This window comes from Pontibacter sp. LHS2 (assembly GCF_058932845.1).
The window spans coordinates 1,913,636-1,937,059 of the sequence record NZ_JBZYWG010000001.1 but is presented as its reverse complement, the minus strand read 5'-3'; the positions used below and the strand labels follow the sequence as shown (position 1 = coordinate 1,937,059).

Below are 23,424 nucleotides of genomic sequence, written 5' to 3'. Positions count from 1 at the left end.
GGCGAGAACAGTTTCCTGTCTCGCCTTTCGAGCTAATTAGAATCAGGTTAACTAAACGTTCTCAGAGCTTGCCTTCGCGCCAAGATACTCACGGTTCAGCATCGCAATGTTGTCAAGCGATATACCTACCGGGCATTCAGCCGCACAGGCACCTGTATTAGAGCAGGCACCGAATCCTTCCACGTCCATCTGCGCTACCATGTTCTCCACACGCGTCTTCGCTTCTACCTTACCCTGTGGCAACATAGCGAGCTGAGAAACCTTCGCACTAACGAATAGCATCGCAGAAGCATTCTTACAGGCTGCCACGCAAGCGCCGCAACCAATACAAGTCGCAGCATCAAATGCCTTGTCAGCTATTGTTTTAGGTATAGCGATCTCGTTAGCATCAGGTACACCACCTGTGTTTACAGACACATAGCCACCAGCCTGTTGAATGCGGTCAAAAGCTGAACGGTCTACGATCAGGTCTTTGTGTACCGGGAAAGCAGCTGCTCTCCAAGGCTCGATGGTGATGGTGTCGCCGTGGTTAAAGTGACGCATGTGCAGCTGGCAGGTAGTAGTGCCACGCTCCGGACCGTGAGCACGACCGTTGATGAACAAGCTACACATACCGCATATACCTTCGCGGCAGTCGTGGTCAAAGGCAACAGGCTCTTCGCCTCTTACCAGCAAGTCTTCGTTGAGTACGTCCAGCATTTCCAGGAAAGACATATCCGGGGATATGTTTTTCAATGGATATGTTACCAGCTGACCTGCAGTATTTCTATCTTTTTGGCGCCAAATCTTCAATGTGAGATCCATTGGATTAGCATTTGGATTACTTCCAGCCATTTCTTTTTTTAATTACGAATTAAGAATTATGAATTACGAATGAGTTGGTGTTCATTAATCATTCATAATTATTCATTATCAATTATTTATAGCTACGCTGCGTCAGCTTCACGTTCTCAAACTTGAGATCTTCCTTGTGCAGGATCGGCTCGTTGCCAACACCTGTAAACTCCCAGGCAGCAACATAAGCGTAGTTCTCGTCATCACGCAAGGCTTCGTTCTCTGGTGTCTGGTACTCTTCACGGAAGTGACCGCCGCATGATTCATTTCTGTTCAATGCGTCGTCTACCATCAGCTCGCCCAATTCCAGGAAGTCAGCTACACGGTGTGCTTTCTCCAGTGTCTGGTTTAACTCTTCGTTCACGCCAGTTACTTTCACGTTCTGCCAGAACTCTTCGCGAAGCTTACGGATCTCTTGTTTCGCAAACTGTAAGCCTTCCGCGTTACGGGCCATGCCACAGTAATCCCACATCAGCAGGCCTAGTGCCTTGTGGAAATCATCCACTGTGCGGTTTCCTTTGATAGAAAGGAGTCTGTCTGTCGTCGCTTTTACGTTTTGCTCTGCTTCTTTGAAGGCAGGGTGATCAACGCTTACCTTATCATAAGGGGTTTGCGCCAGGTAATCACCAATAGTGTAAGGTATAACAAAGTAACCGTCAGCCAGACCCTGCATGAGGGCAGAAGCACCGAGGCGGTTAGCACCGTGGTCAGAGAAGTTACACTCACCAGTAGCATACAGACCCGGGATGTTAGTCATCAGGTTATAATCCACCCAAAGGCCACCCATCGTGTAGTGTACCGCTGGGTAGATACGCATCGGCCGCTCGTACGGGTTCTCGTCCGTGATCTTGGCATACATATCAAAGAGGTTGCCATACTTCGCCGCGATCGCTGGTTGGCCCTCGCGTCTGATTGCATCAGCAAAGTCAAGGTATACCGCCAGGCCTGAAGCTCCCACACCACGACCTTCGTCGCACATCAGTTTCGCGTTACGCGATGCCACGTCACGTGGTACCAGGTTACCGAAGGCAGGATACTTACGCTCCAGATAGTAGTCGCGGTCTTCTTCTTTAATATCGTTCACTGTGATCTCACCTTTGCGCAGGCGCTGAGCGATCTCCACCGTCTTAGGTACCCATACACGTCCGTCGTTACGCAGCGACTCTGACATCAGTGTCAGTTTAGACTGGTACTCACCGGATACAGGGATACAGGTTGGGTGAATCTGAGTGAAGCAAGGGTTTGCGAACAAAGCACCTTTCTTGTGTGCTCTCCAGGCCGCCGTAGCGTTAGAACCCATCGCATTGGTAGAAAGGAAGAACACGTTACCGTAACCACCTGTTGCCAGTACCACCGCATGTGCGCTGTGTGACTCAATTTTACCGGTGATCAGGTTTCGCACCACAATACCGCGGGCTTTGCCATCAACCATTACCAGGTCCAGCATCTCGGTGCGAGGGTACATCTTCACTTTGCCATAAGCTACCTGACGGTTCAGGGCAGAGTAAGCACCCAGCAACAGCTGCTGTCCGGTTTGGCCACGGGCGTAGAAGGTACGGGATACCTGCGCGCCACCGAATGAACGGTTAGCCAGCAAGCCGCCATACTCACGCGCGAAAGGAACACCTTGCGCCACGCACTGGTCAATGATGTCAACCGACACTTGAGCCAAACGGTACACGTTCGCCTCACGTGCGCGATAGTCACCACCTTTGATCGTGTCATAGAACAGACGGAAGATAGAGTCACCGTCGTTCTGATAGTTTTTGGCGGCGTTGATACCACCCTGCGCAGCGATAGAGTGCGCACGGCGTGGAGAATCCTGGAAGCAGAACGCTTTCACGTTATAGCCCAGTTCACCAAGAGTAGCTGCAGCAGAAGCACCGGCAAGACCGGTACCTACTACAATGATGTCATATTTACGTTTGTTAGCTGGGTTTACCAGCTTCACATTGAATTTATGCTTATCCCATTTCTCGGCCAAAGGTCCTTCCGGGATTTTTGAATCTAATATCATAGCAACTTTTGAAAGTTAATGTTATGCAGCGAAAAAGAAGTAGATCGGTATGATGGCAAAGCCAAAGCATACGAGAACAGAGAAAACAACACCGAAAGTCTTAATGAACGGCGTGTACTTTTTGTGCGTCAGACCCAGTGACTGGAAGGCACTCTGAAAACCGTGGATCAGGTGATAAGCAAGAGCGATCATGGCAATAACATAAATCAGCACATACCACCAAATCTGGAAAGACTGCACTACCTTCAGGTAGAGGTTGTCATAGTCTACATTCTCAATCACAACACCCTCCAGGCCGCCAGCGGCACCGAAACGAGCTGGAACAAAGAAATTCCAGAGGTGTATGATCAGGAATACCAGAATTACAGTACCCAAAAGGCCCATGTTGCGGGAAGACCATGTACTGTTCTCCTGCGGATGATTCTCTGCGTATCCAACCGGGCGGGCTGCTTTGTTGCGGCGCGTCAGTACAAGCGCATCGTAGATGTGAAACACAAATCCCAGAACCAATACAATTTCCATAGTGCGGATAATCGGGTTATTCGCCATGAAGTGAGAGTACAGGTTAAATGTCACGCCGTCATCACCTTTGAATAGCGTTAAGTTACCGATCAGGTGAACTACCAGAAAAGAGCACAGGAACAAGCCCGTGATAGACATGATGATCTTGCGGCCGATTGTACTGGAAAACGTTTTAGTAAACCAATTCATCTGTATTTGTTAGAAGGTTAAGTAATGAATGCTTTTTAATGCCCAAAGGTACAAGCAGACCCGCTATAAAACAATTTAAATAGCGTATTTTGAATCAATCTAAATTGCAATGCGTAGGACTGAAAACCATATACTATTAACCCACTTTTCTTTCGTTTGTTGATAATAAAAAGGTAAAATTTCAGTTTTCATTTTACCTTTGTTCAGCGCCAAACCTAACTCTACGCTTATGCCAAATAGTTTACGCTTGAGCTGTTGCTTGCCTGGCCGCATTGTGCTGTTGGTATTATTGATGTTGTTGGGATATGCATACCAGGCGCAAGCAACTCATATCCGGGCAGGAGATATCACTGCTCGCCGGGATACCGGGCCCAACCCGAATCCCCGGAAGTTCTTTTTCACCATGGTGATCTATAACAAAGATAGCTCGCCAGCTGATGACCCCACTGTCAATATTTCGATGGGTACAGGTGATTTTGTGACAGTGGAAAGATTCTCGAAGACGATCGTGAAGCCGGATGTTAACAGGTCCGAATACAGATGGGAGTATACCTTCCCGGCTAACGGCACTTATACCGTAACGTGGGTGGGCGAAAACCGCAACGGGGGCATCCTGAACATGGCCGCTCCAACCGATCAGCTAACCTTCTCCATTTCAACAACGATTTCTATAAACCCGCTCCGTGGCTTGAACAGTACGCCGGTGCTTACCGTGGCGCCTATCGACGAAGCGACAGCAGGAGAGCGCTGGGTGCACAACCCGGGAGCAATTGACGACGACGGCGACAGCCTGGCTTACCGCTTGATCCAACCGCAGCACCGCAATCAGCAGACAGGCACTATCACCAACGTACCTGGCTACCGCGACCCAAATCTGGTAGACAATTGCCGCAACTCCACTAACACCGGACCTTCTACTTTTACCCTTGACCCTATCACCGGACAGTTGACCTGGGATGCACCTTGTCGTCTGGGTGAATACAACGTTGCCTTTGTGGTAGAGGAGTGGCGTGTAACAGGTGCTGCCCCTGTACTGATCAGTACAGTGGTGCGCGATATGCAGATCTTGGTGGTGGATGCCCGAAACCGTCCGCCGGTGCTGGTGCCACGCGATACTTGTATTGTGGCGGGTGAGACCCTGCGAACCACCATCACGGCAGTTGACCCTGATGGCCACCTCATTTCACTGACTGCTCCGGGTACAGGTGGCATTCTGCCTCCGGCTACCTTTAATGTAACTGTAAACCAGCCTGGCCGCGCTGCCGGACGCTTGGTATGGAACACTTCCTGCAACGATGTACGTGCAAACCCTTACCAAATCATCTTCAGAGCAGAGGATAATCCGCCGCCGCCTTCGAGGCAGCTGGCCGACTTGCAGCCTTATCGCATCACTGTCATAGGGCCGCCGCCTCAAAACTTACTGGCAACCGGTGAGGATCGTTCTGTGCGCCTGACCTGGGATAGCTACATTTGTCAGAACGCCTCTACCATTCGCATTTACAGGCGTGAAGGGCCTTCGGGTTGGCGACCGGGACCTTGCGAGACCGGTGTTCCGGCCAGTACAGGCTATGTATTGATAGGCGAAGTAGGCAAAGAAGCAACAGAGTTTCTGGATAATAACAATGGACAGGGACTGTCTGCAGGAGCAGAGTATTGCTATGTGATTTACGCGGAGTTCCCAAGACCGGCTGGTGGGCAGAGTATCGCTTCGCTGGAGGCCTGCGTGGTGTTGGAGCGTGACATACCTTATATCACCAATGTAACAGTAGACCGTACTGATGTGACCAATGGGCAAATCACTGTTCGCTGGACACAGCCAGGTGCAGGTATAGAGCGCCTGAACCCTCCTTACGAATACAGACTGTACCGTAAAACAGGGCAGGAGCCAGGTGGAGCCTATCAGCAGGTATTCTCTTCACGCAGACTGAGCGATACTGTCTATGTGAATAGCGGATTAAATACCGAGGAAAATGCCTACCGATACAAGCTCGAATTCTACAGTACCAATACACCAGGTGGTCCTACACCGAATATATTAAGAGACTCGACATCAGCCTCGAGCGTACGATTGGCTGCTGAGTCGCAGAGTACTGGCGATGAACTGGGCATATCGCTCAACTGGACTTATAATGTGCCATGGCGCAATGAAGTGCTGGAGCACCAGATCTTCCGGGTAGTGGGAGGTGAACTCGTGCAGGTAGGCAGCGTGACGGCATCGGCTACGAGCGGCACCTTTGTAGACAGAGGTACTGCCGCCGCACCGCTGGAACGTGGCCAGACATACTGCTACGTTGTGCGTACCCAGGGCACTTACCAAATAGACGGATTGCCGGAGCCTTTGCAGAACCTGAGTCAGGAAGTCTGCGTGGAAATACCTCTTGTGATCTGTCCGCCTGAACTGACCCTGGATGTGCTGAACTGTGAGGCTTTCTTCGCGAATCCTACGCAACCGCCTTATCAGAATGTGCTCAACTGGGTGCCGCAGATCGGAAACGGATGCACGGACGAGATCGATTTCTATACTGTATACTTCAGAGGACCTGGTGAGACGGACTACCGCGCTATTGCCACAACGAAAGAGACCACCTTTACCCATACCGGGCTAGAGTCTTTTGCGGCATGCTACTACGTAACCGCCACCAGTCTGGCAGGGGAGGAGAGTGAGCCAAGCAATGAAGAATGCAAGGACAACTGCTTCTTCTTCGAGTTGCCGAACATCATTACGCCAAACGCTGATGGCAAAAATGATGTGTTCAGACCTGACCCGAGGGCTGCGTTCATCCGCTCCACTACCTTCAAGGTGTTCAACCGGTGGGGCGTGAAGGTATACGAAAGCAACTCAGATGCGTATATCAACTGGCCAGGCACCGATAATGATGGTAAGCGCCTTTCAGATGGGGTTTACTATTACGAAGCCGAGGTTGAGTTTATATCCATTGATCCAAATCGCAGCCGCAGTAAATACAAAGGCTGGGTAGAAATAGTACGCTAATGACAACAGAGGAACTGGACCGGCTGCAGGGCTTACCCATCGTGTTTTACGATGGCACCTGCGGCTTTTGCCAGGCCAGCATTCAGATCGCATTGAAGTATAATAAGCGGCAGAACCTGCATTTTGCCGCACTGCAGTCTGGACTGGTGGAGCAGCTCGTGCCACAACAGCTTGTACCTGATCCGCTGCCTGATTCCATTCTTTTCTTCGAAAACGGCCAGCTCTATACTGAGTCTGAGGCTGCCCTTCGCATTGCCCGTCATCTCAATTTTCCATGGGCTGTGCTTTACTATTTCAGGTTTATTCCCTTATCTTTCCGCAATTTTGTGTACCGCTTCATCGCGAAACACCGCTACCGCATAGCAGGGCGTAACGAAGCCTGCATGCTACCCAGCCCCGAAGAAAGGGCCCGGTTTGTGGCGTATTAAATTATTTAATTGTTGCTGTTTAAATTGTTGTTGGGCTTTAGTTTGCCGAACGGTTATTGGCTGTGTTGCAAATTTTTATAATTTGGAGACAGGTATAAGTGCGCAGGTATAGCTGAGGATAAACGTTGCCTATACCTGTAAACTCAATCAAGTCAAATATGACATGCGCATTTTATAACCAGACTTAAGCTTTTGACAATTTAGTCGTCAACAATTCAATCATTGGCAATCAACATTAATAATAAAGAATGAAAAAGGCATACGTATTCCCGGGACAGGGTTCACAGTTTGTGGGTATGGGCAAGGACCTGTATGAGCAGCACGAAACGGCTCGTCAGTTGTTCGACAAAGCAAACGAGATTCTGGGATTCAATATTACAGCGATCATGTTTAGTGGTACGGACGAGGAGTTGAAGCAGACCAGAGTAACGCAGCCAGCTATTTTCCTGCACTCGGTAGCACAGGCTGCCGTTGCCCAGGATTTCAATCCTGACATGGTGGCCGGGCACTCACTTGGAGAGTTTTCGGCCTTGGTTGCCAGCAAGGTGTTGAGCTTTGAAGACGGTCTGAGACTAGTGTACAAAAGAGCGATGGCCATGCAGGCTGCCTGTGAGGCCAACCCATCTACCATGGCCGCTATACTTGGTCTGGATGATGCGAAAGTTGAGGAGGTGTGTGCTTCTGTGGAAGGCGAAGTGGTCGTAGCCGCCAATTATAACTGCCCGGGTCAGCTAGTGATCTCAGGTTCTAACAGAGGAATTGAGATCGCCTGTGAGAAAATGAAAGAAGCCGGTGCCAAACGTGCGTTGCCGCTGCCGGTGGGCGGCGCGTTTCACTCGCCGCTGATGAAGCCTGCCGAAGTGGAACTGGCCAAAGCCATTAACGAAACGACGTTCAGCCAAGGTATTTGCCCGATCTACCAAAACGTGGACGCCATGCCACATACTGATCCGGAAGAGATCAAGCAAAACCTGATAAGCCAGCTGACCGCCCCAGTGCGCTGGACGCAATCGGTGCAGCAAATGGTAGCTGATGGTGCTACGCATTTTGTGGAGTGTGGCCCAGGCAAGGTATTGCAGGGACTTGTAAAAAAGATCGAACGCACGGCAGAGGTGAGCTCTGTAGAATAATACTTCAAGTAAATTGAAAAAGACCATTGCGGCTTCAGCTGTAATGGTCTTTTTGTTTTCTTTATTTACCTTAGGCAGGGTTCAAAGACCGTTTTCTTCCACAGCCATCGGCGTTACCCCCATCCTGCTTAACTCGTCTGACAGTTTCAGGAGCTCATTTTTAATAATATCATCCTGTAACAGGTGCTCTTCCGGAAGGATAATCATGCGTGACAGGTATAGATTCTCCTTCAATTGAAGGTCTTCCATGAGTCTGTCGAGCAACTCCTGGTTTTGCCCTACATAAATGAGCGGTGAGAGCTCGATCAGTATATTAGGTTGTTTCGGGTTGATGATGTTCACCCTAAAAAAATAATTGCCGACTTTGCCGAACAGGTATGTAGAGATCTCTCTTACAATAGCATTGTATCCTTCAACTGCCCCATTGAACTGCAGTGATGAGAATGCGGGAAAATCATACAAACGCTTCTTCTGCAACAGTTTTTCATAGTTGTTAAGCAGTAGCAGGACAATGATTCCGGCGGCAATCAGGGCTGCGATCAAGGCCTTTGTTGATAGCTGCTGGCTAAATGTTTCAACCGACAAGCGCTGCGTGAATAGAGAAGGCACAAAAGTAAAAGGTAACACCAGTATGAACACAATCAGAAAGCCCCGCAAAAGGCTTCTCTTTTCGTTTGTGATGATGGCGAGCAGGTCGTTCATATGCTATTCAGAAGAGGCGCAGAACTGAAGCACCGATTCACGTCTACTTTTTAAGTATAGTTAATCCACAATATAAGCAAAATTTTACTTCATTAGCTGAGCTTCGCTATAAAGTAAGGCATTTTCAGAAAAACTGCAGTTTGCTAACAGTCCCTCAGTTTGTAGTAGAAACAAACAAGTGAACTGGGAGTTTATCAGGACAACTTTGAAGGAGTTGTACGATGTGTTTATTCAGCACTGGATGCAGCAGATCTGGGGCAATCTCACTTAAAGGCAAAAGTGTAAAACGACGCAAATGTAACTGCGGATGGGGGATCGTCAGGCGTTGCGTCTGCAATACCTGGTCGTCATAGAAGAGAATGTCGATGTCGATGACGCGTGCTCCCCAGTGCTCGTGACGGATGCGGCCCAGTTCCTGCTCGATCCGGTGTATGCCTTGCAGTACTTGCTCCGGGCTAAACTCGGTCTGCACCTCCAGCACCTGGTTGAGGAAAGCGGGTTGGTCTGTTTTGCCCCAGGCAGCTGTCTCGTAGAGTGAGGAGCTTTGAATAATTGGGCCGACTTGTGCAGCAATCTGCTGGCGGGCTTGGGATAGGTATAGCGGGCGGTCACCGAGGTTACCGCCCAGTAGCAGGTATAGCTTAGGCATGTTTGTTAAAAAAAGCGATGCTCAGGTCAGCAGCGGCTTTAGCTGCTGTGGGCAACATTTCTTGTTCGTAGGGGTGCTGTCCGCCAAAGGAGTGATCGGCGCCGGGCAGCAAGTGCAGCTCAGCGTCTGGTTTCCAAGTATGGAGGTCGTGAGCCATTTGCACAGGCAGGGTTTCGTCATCCTCACCATGCAGAATCAGCAAGGGTTGCTGCATTTTTTGAATTACCTTCGGAATTTCCAGTCGCTCCACATTAGCCAGGTAGTCTTCCACGATTTGGTAATAAAGTGGCATACGCTGACCTGTACGGGCATTAGAAACCCACTGCACGCCTTCCTTTTTCCAGGATTCCTGCTCCAGTTCGTCCCAGCGCTGGTCAAAATTATTCACGGCGGCCCAGGTGGCCAGGGCCCGCACGCGGGAATCTTCAGCAGCTTTGAGTATTACAGATCCGCCTCCTCGGCTGTGACCGATCAGATAGATGCGTTTCAGATCTAATTCATGCTGGGGCAACGGTCCTTTTTCGTCATGCACCAAATCAATGAGCGACTTCAGGTCCTCCAGCTCTATGCTGAAGTTATTTCGTCCAAAGGCCTCCATGTCGTGCAGATCGGAGTCGTTGTCGATACTGGTGCCGTTGTGCGAGAAGTTGAACTTGATGAAGACAAATCCTTGCCCTGCAAAGTAGTTTGCCAGTAGATTGAAGTGTCCCCAGTCTTTGAAGCCTTTGAAACCGTGGGTATAGATGACGACGGGCTTTTTATAGCCGTCCTGTGGGTAGGTGGCGTCGGCGGTGAAAGGGCGCTCGTGCTCCGGGTATACCACGAAGTCTACTTTGAGTGTGTCTGCCATGGTGAGATGCGCTGTGTTATCAGAAGGCAATATAGTTATTTTAAGCGAGCGGCAAACCAGCACAGGGCTGTGCTGTTGCTAAGGTATACCGCTGAGCTTATCTTAGATTATTTAAACGCTGATTTGCTATAGTTGTTTGGAAACGACCCCCACACCTAGTAATATTGCGGAATATCACATGAGCATTAGCCTAAAGGAAATACAAGCGCCCATTGCCCAGGAGATGGAGCTGTTCGAGAAAAAGTTCAGGACTTCGATGAAGTCCAAAGTACTGCTGCTCGACAAGATCATGAGCTACATCGTAAAGCGCAAAGGCAAGCAGATGCGGCCTATGTTCGTGTTCTTCATGGCCAAGCTTTTCCGTGGCGACGCCATCGGGGATGCCACTTACCGCGGTGCCGCCCTGATCGAGCTCTTGCACACCGCCACACTCGTGCACGACGACGTGGTGGACGACGCCAACTACCGCCGTGGTTTCTTCTCCGTAAATGCCCTCTGGAAAAATAAAATTGCCGTGTTGGTGGGTGATTACCTGCTCTCCAAAGGCCTGCTGCTCTCGCTGCAAAACGACGATTACGAATTGCTCAAGATCGTATCGAATGCTGTTAAAGAGATGAGCGAAGGGGAGCTGTTGCAGATCGAAAAAGCCCGCCGCCTGGACATTGACGAGAGTGTTTATTTCGATATCATTCGTCAGAAAACGGCATCGCTGATTGCCTCTTGCTGTGCAGTAGGTGCTGCCTCGGCTGGCGCTTCGAAAGAAGACATCGAAAAAGCCCGTTTGTTCGGAGAGAAGGTAGGCATCGCCTTCCAGATCAAAGACGACCTGTTCGACTACGGTACCGCTGAGATCGGCAAGCCGGTAGGTATAGACATCAAGGAAAAGAAGATGACCCTGCCGCTGATCCACGCCCTGCGCGAAGCCGACTGGATGACCCGCCGCCGTGTGATCTACAATGTGAAGAACAACAACGGCGACAACAAGCGTGTGCAGCACGTGATTGACTACGTGAAGTCCTCCGGCGGTATACAGTATACCATTGAGGCCATGAATCAATATCATGCTGAGGCGCTCGCCATTCTCCATACCTTCCCAGCCTCCCCATCCCGCACTTCATTGGAGCAATTGATCGCCTATACCATCGAGAGGGAGAAATAATTTAAATTGTTGGTAGTTAAATTGTTTTTTGACCTCGTGGTTCGCGCAACTCACGCGGGCATCTAGAGTATGCGCTATACCTGAACGTCAGAGGCAGGCCTGCTTCAGAACTCCCGTGTCATTTCGAACATGCCCGAGACATGATTCGAAGGGGGCGAGCGTAGCTCTGAGAATTCTGAAAGCTTGACTATGTTACAATAATCCAGATCTCTCCTGTCTGTCGAGACGACAGACAGGAAGCAGACACTTATTCCCGCTATACCTAAACTTGTTTGACCAGAAATATTTATAAACTTCTTTTCTAAAACTGTAATTCTATAGGTATATACATCAGATAATTTTGAGGCGTACAAAATAACCTATGAAAGTATGAGTCTCAATACCAACACCTGGAACCGGCTGCGCTATACCGTATACCTGCCGATTTATGACCTGATCGCTGACCGAGTCTTCCGCAAGTACCGCCAACGCTCCATTGAGCTGCTGCAAGCAAAACCTGACGATGCTATACTCATAGTCGGTGCCGGCACTGGCCTCGACCTCCTATACCTGCAAGGCTATACCCGTATTACCGCCAACGACATCACGCCCGGCATGATCACCAAGCTAAAAGTCAGAGCCGAGAAACTAGGTATACCTGTCGACGCACAGGTGATGGACGGCCAGCAGCTTACTTATCCTGACAATAGTTTTGATGCAGTGATCCTGCACCTGATCATTGCGGTTATACCTGATCCGGTGGCCTGCATCCAGGAAGTAGAGCGGGTACTAAAGTCGGGTGGCACGGTCATGGTCTTCGATAAGTTTCTGCCGGATGGGCAAAAGCCCTCATTGTTGCGTCGCCTGTTCAACCAGGTCGCCAACACACTCTTCTCGAATGTCAACCGCAGCATCGGAAATATCGTCAGCCATACCTCGCTGGAAGTGGAGCTGAACGAGCCAGCAGCTTTTGGAGGCACGTTCAGGATTGTGAGGCTCAGGAAACCTGCATAATCTTCTTTAGGTAATTGTTTCTGATTGGAATATGCTAAATTGAAGAGACAACTACGACGCCATGTAGCCATTATTCTATTAGAATTTATGCCCTCATCATGAAGAAAAAGTTAATCTTACATCTAACGCTAACATTTCTTTGCTTCAGTCCTGTTTTGGCTCAAGTTAGGGCACAAGAGCCTATATTTAATGATGGAAAGCTAAACCATCCAGTAGATTTGATACAGAAGAGTTATAAACCCAGCAGGCAAGAACTGTCCAGCTTTTGCATGAATTCGGTTACGTTTGTAAAATTCAATATTGGGGCAGATGGTTTAGTAATAAATGTCGCCGTGTCAGTAGAAACACCAGAGGCTATAGCTCATGCTTTAAAGTAAGCTGTAAAAGCAACTAACGGTTATTGGATACCAAAGAAGATAGAGGGGAAATCTGTAGAAAGTGATCCTTTTATTATGCCCTTTGTTTTTTACTACTCTTTGGGCTGTAAGGGAGATATGGAAGTTAGTCGCTCAAATAAGTTTAATGTAGGTATGGCCAACATGCTCTCCTTTGACGATGGTACAGAACTAAGCACAATGAATTGCACCTTACTACCGACGTTTATTACAGCAGCACATAATTAATTATTGATACCCGCTAAACGCACAGGCCGCTACTGGTAAAGTAGCGGCCTGTGCTATACCTGCCGATCAAACTATCGGCAATTAACAAGTAACAATTCTATTTCTCCGCCAGCAGCTCATCCATCGTCTTATTAAAGTCTGCAACCCATTCTTCGTAGTATTTTCCAGTTCCAGGACCAGAAAAGCCGGTGTGGATCTTGCGTACTTTGCCGTAGCGGTCGATGAAGATCGTAGTAGGGAAGGAGAGGACGTGGTTGAGGGCTGGGAGTGCCTGAGCAGCAGCTTCCTTGTCGGCTGGACCAGCATAGAGCAGGTCGTACTCAATGTCGAAACGGTCTTTCATTTTCTTCAGGCGTGGCACAGCCTGCTCGTAGCCTTTGGTGCGTTCAAAACCCAAACCAATGATCTCTAGGCCACGGTCCTTGTTCTTGCTGTAGTACGGCGCCAGGAACTGCGTTTCGTCCATACAGTTCGGGCACCATGAGCCCAGCAACTGCACCAGTATTACCTTGCCTTTGTATTTGTCATCCGATAGCGATACTTGCTTGCCTTCCAGGTTGGGGAAGGTAAACGACAGTGACTCGTACCCTGGCTTCAAATAAGTCAGTTCGTTAGCATTGGCCAGCGCTGCATTTTCGTTGCGTTTAGCAGTCCATGTTTCGTAATCATACAGGCCCGCAAAGTACTCACCTTGCAAAGTGCTGTCCGCTTGTGGGGTGGCTTTGAACAGGTAGTCATGGTTGCCGTCAAAAGTCGACAGCTTCAGCTCGTTGCCTTCCACCTGTCCTTCCAGGTAGCGGTAGTCGCCTGTTTGGGTGATGAACGTGCCGGTTACATGATTCTCCTTCTGCTCAAATACACCGATCGCCGGGTAGGTTTTGCCGTCTGCCTTTGTGAACGTTACTTCCCACTTACCGGAATAGTCAAATGTAGCCGGAGCAGGATTTTCCTTGAAGCGGTTGTTCTTGCCATGCTGTGCCGTAAAAGGAACTGAGTAGCGCTTGCTAAGATCGTTACGGGTAAAGCGACCGGCCATTTTATCGCCGTCTACTTTGGCGATCAGGTCGGCGTCGAATATATGTAGTCGGATCTTAAGCGAATCGCCTTCTTCCTTTATTTCGTCCACAAGGATGCGCTCATCGGCATTCACCAGGTATAGTACCGTCTTGCCATTCTGCTCTTCAGCCTCCATGATGAACGGAATCTCCTGCCCCTGGGCTTGCAGCACGACGCGCCACGGGCCTGGTTGTATGGTCTTATCATTAGATGTGGAAGAGCCACAGGATGTTAAAAGCTGTGTGAAGGACAGTGCCAACAACAAAATCAGCTTCATTGGGGTATTAAAACAAGTAAGTTTCATGCTGCGAAATTACTAGATGAATTCGTGAAAAGCGAAACATGCCACAAATAGCATGCAGGGTTGCGGAAATGTTATATTCATGCCCGCTAATGTTGTGCTTAAACACTCATATTTCGTACATTTGTAAACTTCACAAGGAAGCATTAAAAATATTAACAATAGCAAAACTATGGCATTTGATTTAGGAATGATCAAGGCAGTATATGCCGGGATGGCCGAGCGAGTGAATGCTGCCCGTAACGCAGTAGGCAGACCGCTTACCCTGACAGAGAAAATCTTGTACGCGCACCTTTACGAGGGCAACGCGTCGCAGTCTTTTGAGCGCGGAAAGTCTTACGTGGACTTCGCTCCGGACAGGGTGGCTATGCAGGATGCCACGGCACAAATGGCCTTGCTTCAGTTCATGCAGGCTGGCAAGCCTCAGGCAGCTGTACCTTCTACAGTACATTGCGATCACCTGATCCAGGCCCGCGTGGGTGCTGACCAGGATTTGCAAGACGCTTATAGCGAAAACAAAGAGGTATACGATTTCCTTGCCTCTGTTTCAAATAAATATGGCATCGGCTTCTGGAAGCCAGGTGCTGGTATCATTCACCAAGTAGTACTTGAAAACTACGCCTTCCCTGGCGGTATGATGATCGGTACGGACTCACACACACCAAATGCTGGTGGTCTGGGTATGGTAGCGATCGGTGTTGGTGGCGCTGATGCCGTTGACGTAATGGCCGGCATGGCTTGGGAGCTTAAATTCCCGAAAGTGATCGGTGTGAAGCTGACCGGCAGAATGAGCGGTTGGACATCTCCAAAAGACGTGATCCTAAAAGTAGCTGGTATCCTGACTGTAAAAGGTGGTACTGGTGCTATTGTGGAGTACTTCGGCGAAGGTGCTGAGTCTATGTCATGTACCGGTAAAGGTACCATCTGTAACATGGGTGCAGAGATTGGAGCGACTACTTCCGTATTTGCTTACGACGACAGCATGCGTGCATACCTGCGTGCCACAAACCGCGACGAAGTGGTACAACTGGCTGACGAGGTAGCAGATCAACTGCGTGCCGATGATGAGGTATACGCTGACCCAGCTGCTTTCTACGATCAACTGATCGAGATCGACCTGAACACACTGGAGCCGCACGTAAACGGTCCATTCACACCAGACGCTGCCTGGCCAATTTCTCAGTTCGCTGCTGTTGTAAAAGAGCACAACTGGCCAGCTAAACTGGAAGTAGGTTTGATCGGTTCTTGCACCAACTCTTCTTATGAAGACCTTACCCGTTCGGCTTCTATCGCTGAGCAGGCAGTAACTAAGAAACTGGTGGCACAGGCTGAATTCACCATTACCCCAGGTTCTGAACTGGTACGCTTTACAACTGCTCGTGACGGCTTGTTAGATACATTCGCTCAGATGGGCGGTGTGGTACTGGCCAATGCTTGCGGTCCGTGCATCGGGCAGTGGGCTCGTCACACAGACGATCCTACCCGCAAAAACTCTATCATCACTTCATTCAACCGTAACTTTGCTAAGCGTAACGACGGTAACCCGAACACACACGCGTTCGTGGCTTCACCTGAAATCGTAACAGCTTTCGCTATCGCCGGTGACCTGACGTTCAACCCACTGGTTGATAAGCTGATCAACGCTGACGGTGAAGAAGTAATGCTGGACGAGCCAAGAGGTATTGAGTTGCCGCCACAAGGCTTTGCCGTGGAAGACGCAGGCTATGTAGCCCCTGCTGAAGACGGAAGCAGTGTAGAAGTAGTAGTTGATCCAAAGTCCGATCGTCTGCAGTTGCTGGAAGGCTTTAAGCCATGGGAAGGCACTGACCTCAAAGGTTTGAAGCTGCTCATCAAAGCACAAGGCAAGTGTACAACTGACCATATCTCTATGGCTGGTCCTTGGTTAAAGTACCGCGGTCACCTGGATAACATCTCCAACAACATGCTGATCGGTGCGATCAACGCCTTCAACGGAGATGCCAACAACGTGTACAATGACATGACCCGTGGTTACGATACAGTTCCTGCCACTGCACGTACCTACAAAGCTGCCGGCATTGGTACGGTAGTAGTAGGTGACGAGAACTATGGTGAAGGTTCATCACGTGAGCACGCGGCCATGGAGCCACGTCACCTCGGAGTTCGTGCCGTTATCGTGAAGTCATTCGCACGTATCCACGAAACCAACCTGAAGAAGCAAGGTATGCTGGGTCTTACCTTCGCCAACAAAGCTGATTACGACCTGATTGAGGAGACCGATACGATCGATATCCTGGGTCTTGAGAACTTCACGCCAGGTCAACCGCTGAAAGTAGTTCTGACGCACAAAGATGGTTCACAGGATGCATTCATGGTTAACCATACCTACAACGAAGGTCAGATTGCCTGGTTCAAGGCTGGTTCAGCCCTTAACCTGATCCGTTTGCAGCAGAAGCAGTCAGCTAACGCGTAACCAACGCTACAAGCTGCCTATAATAAAAACGCCCCGCTCGAAAGAGTGGGGCGTTTTTATTATAGGTATAGACCTCGTTTCAGGGGGGCGTGTTTAGGGTCTTATGATCAGCAGACGCTTCGAGATTGTGTTTTGCTCGTACGTAAGCTGCATGATGTAAAGCCCTTCAGCCAGACCGCTTAAGTCATAGATAGCCTCATGGGGCAGACGACTGCGTAGCTTAGGACTAACGCGTCGTCCCATCGTATCTGTCATAAAGAGCGTGAGTGCAGCGTCTGCTGCAGGCATCGCGACATAAAGTTCATAAACCGCTGGGTTAGGGTATACCTGAAATTGCTTAGGGGCCTCCTGCGGCGGAATGACCGTCTCGCTCTGCTTGATCTCTATCCGCTGTGTGACGGTGTCTTCAGCGCAATCATAAGCATTGGCTACGATTAGTGTCACATCATAATTGCCTGGCAGTTCATAGGTATAAGAAGGATGCTGTTCAGTAGAGGTATCTCCATTGCCAAAACTCCAGCGCCAACTGTTGCCATGCTCACTTTCATTACGGAACTCCAGCACCTTGCCAGGCTCTAAGGTTTCAGACTGTTTGGCGATGCTGAAACCTGCGACAGGAGAGTTGGCGACCGCAATACGGAAAGGCACTAGCGGGCTGTCGAACAAAGAGTCGGCATTACAAACGTACAGCACTGTGCTTGTGTCAAGTGAGGCCAGTTCTAAGTTAGCGCCAGCACCGAGCAGTTTGGTTTTAGCTTCGTCTGCAAAAAACTTGAACTGCTTACCACCCACAGGCGCTAGTTTCACTGAAGAACCTATGCACACCGTATCGCTGATGGCCAATGGGGCAGGTCCCGCTTTCATGACCTGATATTTTAAGAGGGCTGCCCTGGCATTTTGCCGAAGGTGTTCCAAGTCGTCACCCGCTACGATAGCAAACGATACCAATTGACTCTGACCTGGCGCTAATCCTTTGGCCGTAGTGCCTACAACATGGGCTACATCATTGCCATAACCGCTTCCCCATGCTTTCTTTCTGGCCACCCCACCTGACAGTGACCGGTATTTTTCCGAAGTACTGAAACCGTCAGCAATAGCGAAAGTAGCGGAGCCACCAGATAGGTTATCAATCGCGTAATAGGAAGGAGGCGTCACGGAAAGCAGACTAATACCTGCGTATGGCGAAGCCTGTCCCATGTTATAGACATAGCCCATTTTCAGGTTTTCGTCCCAATCCGCCACGTTCATGTACGCATCCGTTATATTCCAATCAGCGAACAAGCCTGCATGCAAAGTTTTTATAGTGTCAGGAGTGATATTGCGGATACGGTACTCAAGTATGACAAAGTCTGCGTCCGGTGATCCGCTCCAGGCCATCCCTTTATAGCTTACCTGCACACCCGCCTGGGTTGGAACCGGGAATTTGTCACGCATCATGCCGCTGATTTCCTGATCAGCTACGCCTGTCTTATGACGCAGCCGCACGGAGTTTACGGACACAAAGTCGTTGTCAGTTTGCCAGCTGGCGTTGCGCACATTATCTGACACACGGTCAGGGGCAGTAGCTACCAACAGTCCTCCTTCAAAAAGCATAGAAGGACTACCTTTATAAGTGATGCCGATGCCTTGCCTGAAGTTATAGCCATTATACCCGAGGTTGCCCTTGCTGTTCAAGGTAATATGCAGGTTGTTCGCTGTTAAGGTAATGTAGTCTGGATTAACCGGGGTCTGGAAATACTGGAAATCCTGGTAGGAAGAACCATCTTCAAACCCAACTCTAAAAGTAGCCAGGGCATTGTGAGGTGCATCCGGTAACACAACAAATCGGAATGGCTTGCTGTGGTTATTGCGGGATGTCAAGGTCCCCATAGCGCCGATGGTAAGGTCACCTTCCAGTACTTTGATAAAAGGGGAGGTTGAAGTGAGTTTGAGTTTCAGGGCAGTTGTAGGATCGAGGTAGTTCGTCAGGCTAAGGTGTAGCGACAGAGTATCCCCAATTTGCGCCACTTTATCATCGACAATGCTGAAAGAAGTACACCGTACCGATTTAACCTGTTTGTCACGAAGCGCCCGTTTCATATTGAGGCGACCTTTGCCAAGAAGTTCATGGTAGGGAGCGTTGCCGGGCAGGTGATAAATATCGTCAGCTGTAGCACGTAAACGCTGAATAACCTGAACCGCATTGAGGTGCGGCAGTTGAGAGCGCAAAAGAGCGGCAGCACCCGCTACAATCGGAGAAGCCAGTGATGTTCCTGTATCGGTGCCATAGGAGTTGTCACGGTTAAAAGTAGTACTGTACACACTTTGGCTTGGTGCTGTCAGGCCTATTCTATAATTCCAGGTATGCCCATTTGTTTTGACATCGTTATGGATGCCACCTACTGACAGCACATTGTCGTATGCCGCCGGATAGATGTCTACAAAAGCATTGGTGTTTCCAGCAGCCGCCACAATTACGACATCCTTCTCGAGCACCGCATAGTCAATGATATCTTGCTCAAACTTAGAAGAGCCCGTTCCGCCCCAGGATAAGTTAATGATGCTACAGCCTTTGTCTGCAGCATACACAATAGCCTCATAGCCGCCGAAGCTGCCAACTGAAGTGGAGGGGAAAACCTTGATAGGCATGAACTTGGTATTGAAACCTGTGCCCGCTATACCTAGCCCATTGTCGACCTCGCTAATTGCTACGCCTGCTACCTTGGTGCCGTGCCCTCTGTAAGGGGTATCATCTGTAAGATTGTTGTCCCTATCACCGAAGTCCCAACCGTAGAAGTTATCGATCAGTCCGTCACCGTCATTATCAATCCCATCTATAGGATCATCATAGTTAAACTTGATCTTGTTTTTAATGTCTTCGTGGCTAAACCGGAAGCCTGAATCCAACACGCCTATGACAATGTTGGTATCGCCTTTCTGAACGGCCCAGGCACTGTAGGCCTGAATCAATTTCAGGTAGGCTTGCGTTGTTTTAGTTGAGTCGGAGGCGGGGTCGTTAGGCTGATAGAGTGGAACGCGTTCATAGAGCGGCTCTACGTACTCAACCATACCGGTTGCCAATAGGGCTTGCTGTACGGCTTCCAGGTTATGAGAAGGATCGTATGCTAATTCGTATATAAGCGAAAGATCCACACGGGATTTGCGGGCAAAAGGAGAGGACGCTTTCCCCGGGAACTTTTGTTCTACCGATTTGGCTCCCACCTTTTGCAAGGCTTTTTGCATAGGATTGCCGGTAGCCATGCGCAGCTGGTTGCCTGTCTGAGGCTTCAGCTTGTAGACAACGGTATAAGGCTTAGTCGCTGTACCTATACCTTTGGGAGCAGGCAGATGCTGTGCTACCAGCCAGGAAGTACTCAGGACTATAAACAGGAAAGAAAGTATGCAGCGGTAAACCACTGGCCCTTGGGTAAACATTAAATCATATTAAACTATTAGGTGAATACGACCTCTGCAGCGCTAGCAGAGGGATAGGGTAAAGAGCATACAACACGGCAAAATTTATAGATGCTTCCCGTGCTTATTAAAAAAATACGTAACTTTCCAACAATTGATTCTAATATATGTGTTTAATTATATAAAATAAATACTATGACCTCGGATTTGAAAAATAAACATCTTCCCATTATAGAAAACGCTGTGAATGCCCTTCACGAGCGTCGTTTTTTTGCCCAATATCCCGAAAACCCGATGCCCGACATTTATGGCGAAACCGCTGATAAAGAAGGTCGTGAGAGCTACAAGCAGCACCTTAACAACAAATTTACGGAATTGGTGCACGATGATGCTGAAAATTGGGCCGGTCAGGAAGAATCTCCATATGAGCAGCAGCCGCTAGGTATAAAGTACCCTTACTTCAGTGCAGAAACACTGGTGACACGAGCTGACGAGGCTTTCCATCAATGGCGCAAAGTGAAGCCTGCTGATCGGGCCGCTATCCTGGTCGAATCACTAGAGCGCATGAAAACCCGGTTCTTCGAAATTGCCTACGCTACGATGCACACTACCGGTCAGGCTTATATGATGTCGTTCCAGGCATCAGGACCGCATGCAGCTGACAGGGCACTGGAGGCCATAGCAGCTGGTTACGAAGAGCAAACCCGCTTTCCGGAGCACATGGAATGGGAGAAGCCAATGGGCAAGTATAACCTGAAACTGAACAAGAGCTGGCGTGCCGTACCGAAAGGGATTGGCCTGGTAATTGGCTGCTCAACTTTCCCGACCTGGAACACGGTGCCGGGCATGTATGCCAGCTTGGTAACCGGCAACCCGGTAATCGTAAAACCGCATCCGAAAGCCGTATTGCCGATCGCAATTGTAGTGGCAGAAGTACAGAAGGTGCTGGTAGAAAATGGCCTTAGCCCATACATCTGTCAGCTTGGGGTAGATGCCGATGATCGTCTGATCACAAAGGAACTGGCAGAGAACCCGAAAGTAAAACTGATTGACTATACCGGTGGTACTGAGTTTGGCAACTATGTAGAAAGCCTGCCGGGCAAGGTGACTTTTACCGAGAAAACAGGTGTGAATTCTATTATACTGGATTCGGTGCAGGATATTGATAAGGTAGCCCAGAACCTGGCTTTCTCACTGAGCCTTTACTCGGGACAAATGTGTACCGCTCCGCAGAACTTCTTTGTGCCGGCATCTGGCGTGAAAGTAGGAGAGGAGATGATGCCGTACGAAGAGGTAGTAAAGAAACTGGCAGATGCCGTAACGGGTCTTGTAAACAATCCGAAAGCCGGACCGCATATTCTGGGTGCTATCCAGAACCCGACCACATCGGAACGCGTGAAAGAGGCGGCCAGCGTGAAAGGCAAAGAAGTGCTGAGCACCTGCGACTTCAGCAACCCCATGTTCGAAAACGCCCGCACTTGTACGCCGGTGATCTATGAAGTGGATGCGACTGAGAAGGAAAGCTTCAGCCGTGAGTTGTTTGGACCAATTGCCCTTGTGATCAAGACCAAGGATACAGACCAGTCGATCGAACTGGCAAAAGAGATGGCCATGAATTACGGAGCAATTTCTTGCGGCGCCTATACTACTGACGAGGAGATAAAAGAGAAGATCATGGATGAGATGAGCTTAGCAGGAACACCGGTAAGCTTCAACCTGACAGGTGGGATCTATGTGAACCAGAACGCAGCGTTCTCAGACTTCCACGTAACAGGCGGCAACCCGGCTGGTAACGCATCTTTCACCAACCCTGAGTTTGTGATCAAGCGCTTTACCTGGGTAGGCTTCCGTGAGCCCGTAGCCGGCTAATCCGGTTTGACTAATTAAAAGCAGAAAGCCCCGGTACTAGATCTAGTACCGGGGCTTTCTGTTTTTACTTGAACAAGTTGTCCATGTCATTTTTGAGGCTGTCGAGGCCATCTTTCAGTCCCTGCCATTTGCTTTGGCTGTCTTCCTGATCGCCCAGTTTGTTGGCAATCAATTCACGCTTGGCCTCCAACGCTGCAATGTGCTCGTGGTAGGTATGGTTCGAGTCGGCGGCGGTGGCGTTCACACGCGCCTTCAAGGTTTTTATTTTGCTATCAAGTTCTCCGAGGCTTTTCTCAATTTCCTCACGTGTCAGGTTGTTGGGTGCACGCATATGCTCAGGTTTCAGGTTGTACGTATCCATATGTCTTCGTTCTGGTTCAATGTTAAACGGAACCTGCTTGTATTAGCAGGCGTCAATCTAAATACTTAAAAAGACCTGAAAAGGATGTACACAGCTAGTAAATGGCAGGTTGAGAAAAAGCATTATATTAAGCTGTGGCTGCCATAAGCCAGATGGATAATTAGTAAGTTTAAGTGAGAGAAGGGCTAAAATTTTGGCCTTACTAAATTAGTGATGGCTACTGCTAAATTATCTTTATAGTTTAAAATCAAAAATGTATTTTTGCGGCACTTGGGTGGAGCATTTGCTAAATTACCTTTGATATTCGCACTATACACCACAAAGCACAGCAATATTGAACATTAATTGTTTACAATGTGTTAGTGGCTCAACCGGGTAACAGAGCATATAAGGTAATACTTTATACCTTACCGTTGATTTAAGAGAGAGATAAAAGAACTGACTATGAAGGAAGCATCTGAAATGCTTGACCTAGTGCTGTTGGTTGACGACGACGACACCACAAATTATCTGAATAAGCGACTATTGACTGATATGAAGGTAGCAAAAGAAATTTTGGTACTGAAGAACGGGAAGGAAGCGCTTGACTACCTGAGCAAAGCCTGCGACGATCAACTTAAAGGTGATCTCAAATGCCCTGATCTTATTTTCCTGGATATCAAAATGCCCATGATGGATGGCTTTGAATTTCTGGAAGAGTATCAGCGCAAAGGACTGGACGCTGGCGATCATGTGATTATTCTGATGCTGACATCCTCAGCGAGCTTTTATGACCTGGAGCGCATCAAGAGCTTTAACAAAGTGAAGAAGCACTACTCCAAGGCGCTCACCAACCATGATGTGAAAGAAATTCTGGCCGAGTTTTTTCAAAAGACAAAGAACTAGGAAAAACTCTACGACTATA

The 23,424-nt window shown here is 49.0% G+C and carries 17 protein-coding genes; 8 read left to right on the top strand and 9 right to left on the bottom strand.

What is annotated here, in order from left to right; genetic code table 11:
• Window positions 1-51: 51 nt before the first annotated feature.
• From AC5FX6_RS08450 to AC5FX6_RS08440, 3 genes are all read right to left on the bottom strand, one after another.
• Window positions 52-804 carry a succinate dehydrogenase/fumarate reductase iron-sulfur subunit gene (locus AC5FX6_RS08450; protein ID WP_493596591.1) on the bottom strand — a complete coding sequence of 251 codons (753 nt, stop codon included), beginning with the start codon at window positions 802-804 and terminating at the stop codon, window positions 52-54.
• A gap of 112 nt (window positions 805-916) precedes the next feature.
• Entirely contained in the window at window positions 917-2,851 is a 1,935-nt protein-coding gene (locus AC5FX6_RS08445) for a fumarate reductase/succinate dehydrogenase flavoprotein subunit (RefSeq protein WP_493596590.1), read from the bottom strand.
• Between the two features lie 21 nt (window positions 2,852-2,872).
• Complete coding sequence (locus AC5FX6_RS08440; RefSeq protein WP_493596589.1) at window positions 2,873-3,562, bottom strand: succinate dehydrogenase cytochrome b subunit; 690 nt, start codon at window positions 3,560-3,562, stop codon at window positions 2,873-2,875.
• Window positions 3,563-3,791: 229 nt separating this feature from the next.
• Between AC5FX6_RS08440 and AC5FX6_RS08435 the strand changes: the two genes are divergently transcribed.
• The 3 genes from AC5FX6_RS08435 to fabD all read left to right on the top strand — a co-directional run bounded on the left by AC5FX6_RS08435 (window position 3,792) and on the right by fabD (window position 8,112).
• A complete protein-coding gene (locus AC5FX6_RS08435) occupies window positions 3,792-6,554 on the top strand; it encodes a T9SS type B sorting domain-containing protein (RefSeq protein WP_493596588.1) in 2,763 nt (920 codons plus the stop codon).
• Window positions 6,554-6,982 (top strand): thiol-disulfide oxidoreductase DCC family protein, encoded by a 429-nt coding sequence (locus tag AC5FX6_RS08430; RefSeq protein ID WP_493596587.1) that lies wholly within the window; start codon window positions 6,554-6,556, stop codon window positions 6,980-6,982. Before AC5FX6_RS08435 ends, AC5FX6_RS08430 begins: the two co-directional genes overlap by 1 nt.
• Before the next feature lie 248 nt (window positions 6,983-7,230).
• Window positions 7,231-8,112 carry an ACP S-malonyltransferase gene (gene fabD, locus AC5FX6_RS08425; protein ID WP_493596586.1) on the top strand — a complete coding sequence of 294 codons (882 nt, stop codon included), beginning with the start codon at window positions 7,231-7,233 and terminating at the stop codon, window positions 8,110-8,112.
• An 81-nt stretch (window positions 8,113-8,193) separates the two neighbouring features.
• Here the strand turns inward: fabD and AC5FX6_RS08420 are convergent, their stop codons facing one another.
• From AC5FX6_RS08420 to AC5FX6_RS08410, 3 genes are all read right to left on the bottom strand, one after another.
• Complete coding sequence (locus AC5FX6_RS08420) at window positions 8,194-8,814, bottom strand: hypothetical protein (protein ID WP_493596585.1); 621 nt, start codon at window positions 8,812-8,814, stop codon at window positions 8,194-8,196.
• Between the two features lie 154 nt (window positions 8,815-8,968).
• Window positions 8,969-9,463 (bottom strand): 2-amino-4-hydroxy-6-hydroxymethyldihydropteridine diphosphokinase, encoded by a 495-nt coding sequence (gene folK, locus AC5FX6_RS08415; protein ID WP_493596584.1) that lies wholly within the window; start codon window positions 9,461-9,463, stop codon window positions 8,969-8,971.
• A complete protein-coding gene (locus AC5FX6_RS08410; RefSeq protein WP_493596583.1) occupies window positions 9,456-10,313 on the bottom strand; it encodes an alpha/beta hydrolase family protein in 858 nt (285 codons plus the stop codon). The genes folK and AC5FX6_RS08410 overlap by 8 nt, the downstream gene beginning before the upstream one ends.
• Before the next feature lie 178 nt (window positions 10,314-10,491).
• Here AC5FX6_RS08410 and AC5FX6_RS08405 point away from each other — a divergent pair, with 178 nt between their 5' ends.
• Both AC5FX6_RS08405 and AC5FX6_RS08400 read left to right on the top strand, forming a co-directional pair.
• Window positions 10,492-11,472, top strand: a complete 981-nt coding sequence (locus AC5FX6_RS08405; RefSeq protein WP_493596582.1) for a polyprenyl synthetase family protein — start codon at window positions 10,492-10,494, stop codon at window positions 11,470-11,472.
• Between the two features lie 369 nt (window positions 11,473-11,841).
• Window positions 11,842-12,465 carry a class I SAM-dependent methyltransferase gene (locus AC5FX6_RS08400; protein WP_493596581.1) on the top strand — a complete coding sequence of 208 codons (624 nt, stop codon included), beginning with the start codon at window positions 11,842-11,844 and terminating at the stop codon, window positions 12,463-12,465.
• Between the two features lie 720 nt (window positions 12,466-13,185).
• Here AC5FX6_RS08400 and AC5FX6_RS08395 read toward each other — a convergent pair.
• On the bottom strand, window positions 13,186-14,421 hold the full coding sequence (locus AC5FX6_RS08395; protein WP_493596580.1) for a peroxiredoxin family protein: 1,236 nt from the start codon (window positions 14,419-14,421) through the stop codon (window positions 13,186-13,188).
• Window positions 14,422-14,617: 196 nt separating this feature from the next.
• On the opposite strand from AC5FX6_RS08395, the gene AC5FX6_RS08390 reads away from it, so the two are divergent.
• Window positions 14,618-16,897 carry an aconitate hydratase gene (locus AC5FX6_RS08390; protein ID WP_493596579.1) on the top strand — a complete coding sequence of 760 codons (2,280 nt, stop codon included), beginning with the start codon at window positions 14,618-14,620 and terminating at the stop codon, window positions 16,895-16,897.
• Window positions 16,898-16,990: 93 nt separating this feature from the next.
• Here the strand turns inward: AC5FX6_RS08390 and AC5FX6_RS08385 are convergent, their stop codons facing one another.
• Complete coding sequence (locus AC5FX6_RS08385) at window positions 16,991-20,311, bottom strand: S8 family serine peptidase (RefSeq protein WP_493596578.1); 3,321 nt, start codon at window positions 20,309-20,311, stop codon at window positions 16,991-16,993.
• A 174-nt stretch (window positions 20,312-20,485) separates the two neighbouring features.
• On the opposite strand from AC5FX6_RS08385, the gene paaN reads away from it, so the two are divergent.
• Window positions 20,486-22,159 carry a phenylacetic acid degradation protein PaaN gene (gene paaN / locus AC5FX6_RS08380; RefSeq protein ID WP_493596577.1) on the top strand — a complete coding sequence of 558 codons (1,674 nt, stop codon included), beginning with the start codon at window positions 20,486-20,488 and terminating at the stop codon, window positions 22,157-22,159.
• Window positions 22,160-22,223: 64 nt separating this feature from the next.
• On the opposite strand, the gene AC5FX6_RS08375 is transcribed toward paaN, so the two are convergent.
• On the bottom strand, window positions 22,224-22,520 hold the full coding sequence (locus AC5FX6_RS08375; RefSeq protein ID WP_493596576.1) for a sll1863 family stress response protein: 297 nt from the start codon (window positions 22,518-22,520) through the stop codon (window positions 22,224-22,226).
• Between the two features lie 444 nt (window positions 22,521-22,964).
• Between AC5FX6_RS08375 and AC5FX6_RS08370 the strand changes: the two genes are divergently transcribed.
• Entirely contained in the window at window positions 22,965-23,405 is a 441-nt protein-coding gene (locus AC5FX6_RS08370) for a response regulator (protein WP_493596575.1), read from the top strand.
• The last annotated feature ends 19 nt before the right edge of the window (window positions 23,406-23,424 follow it).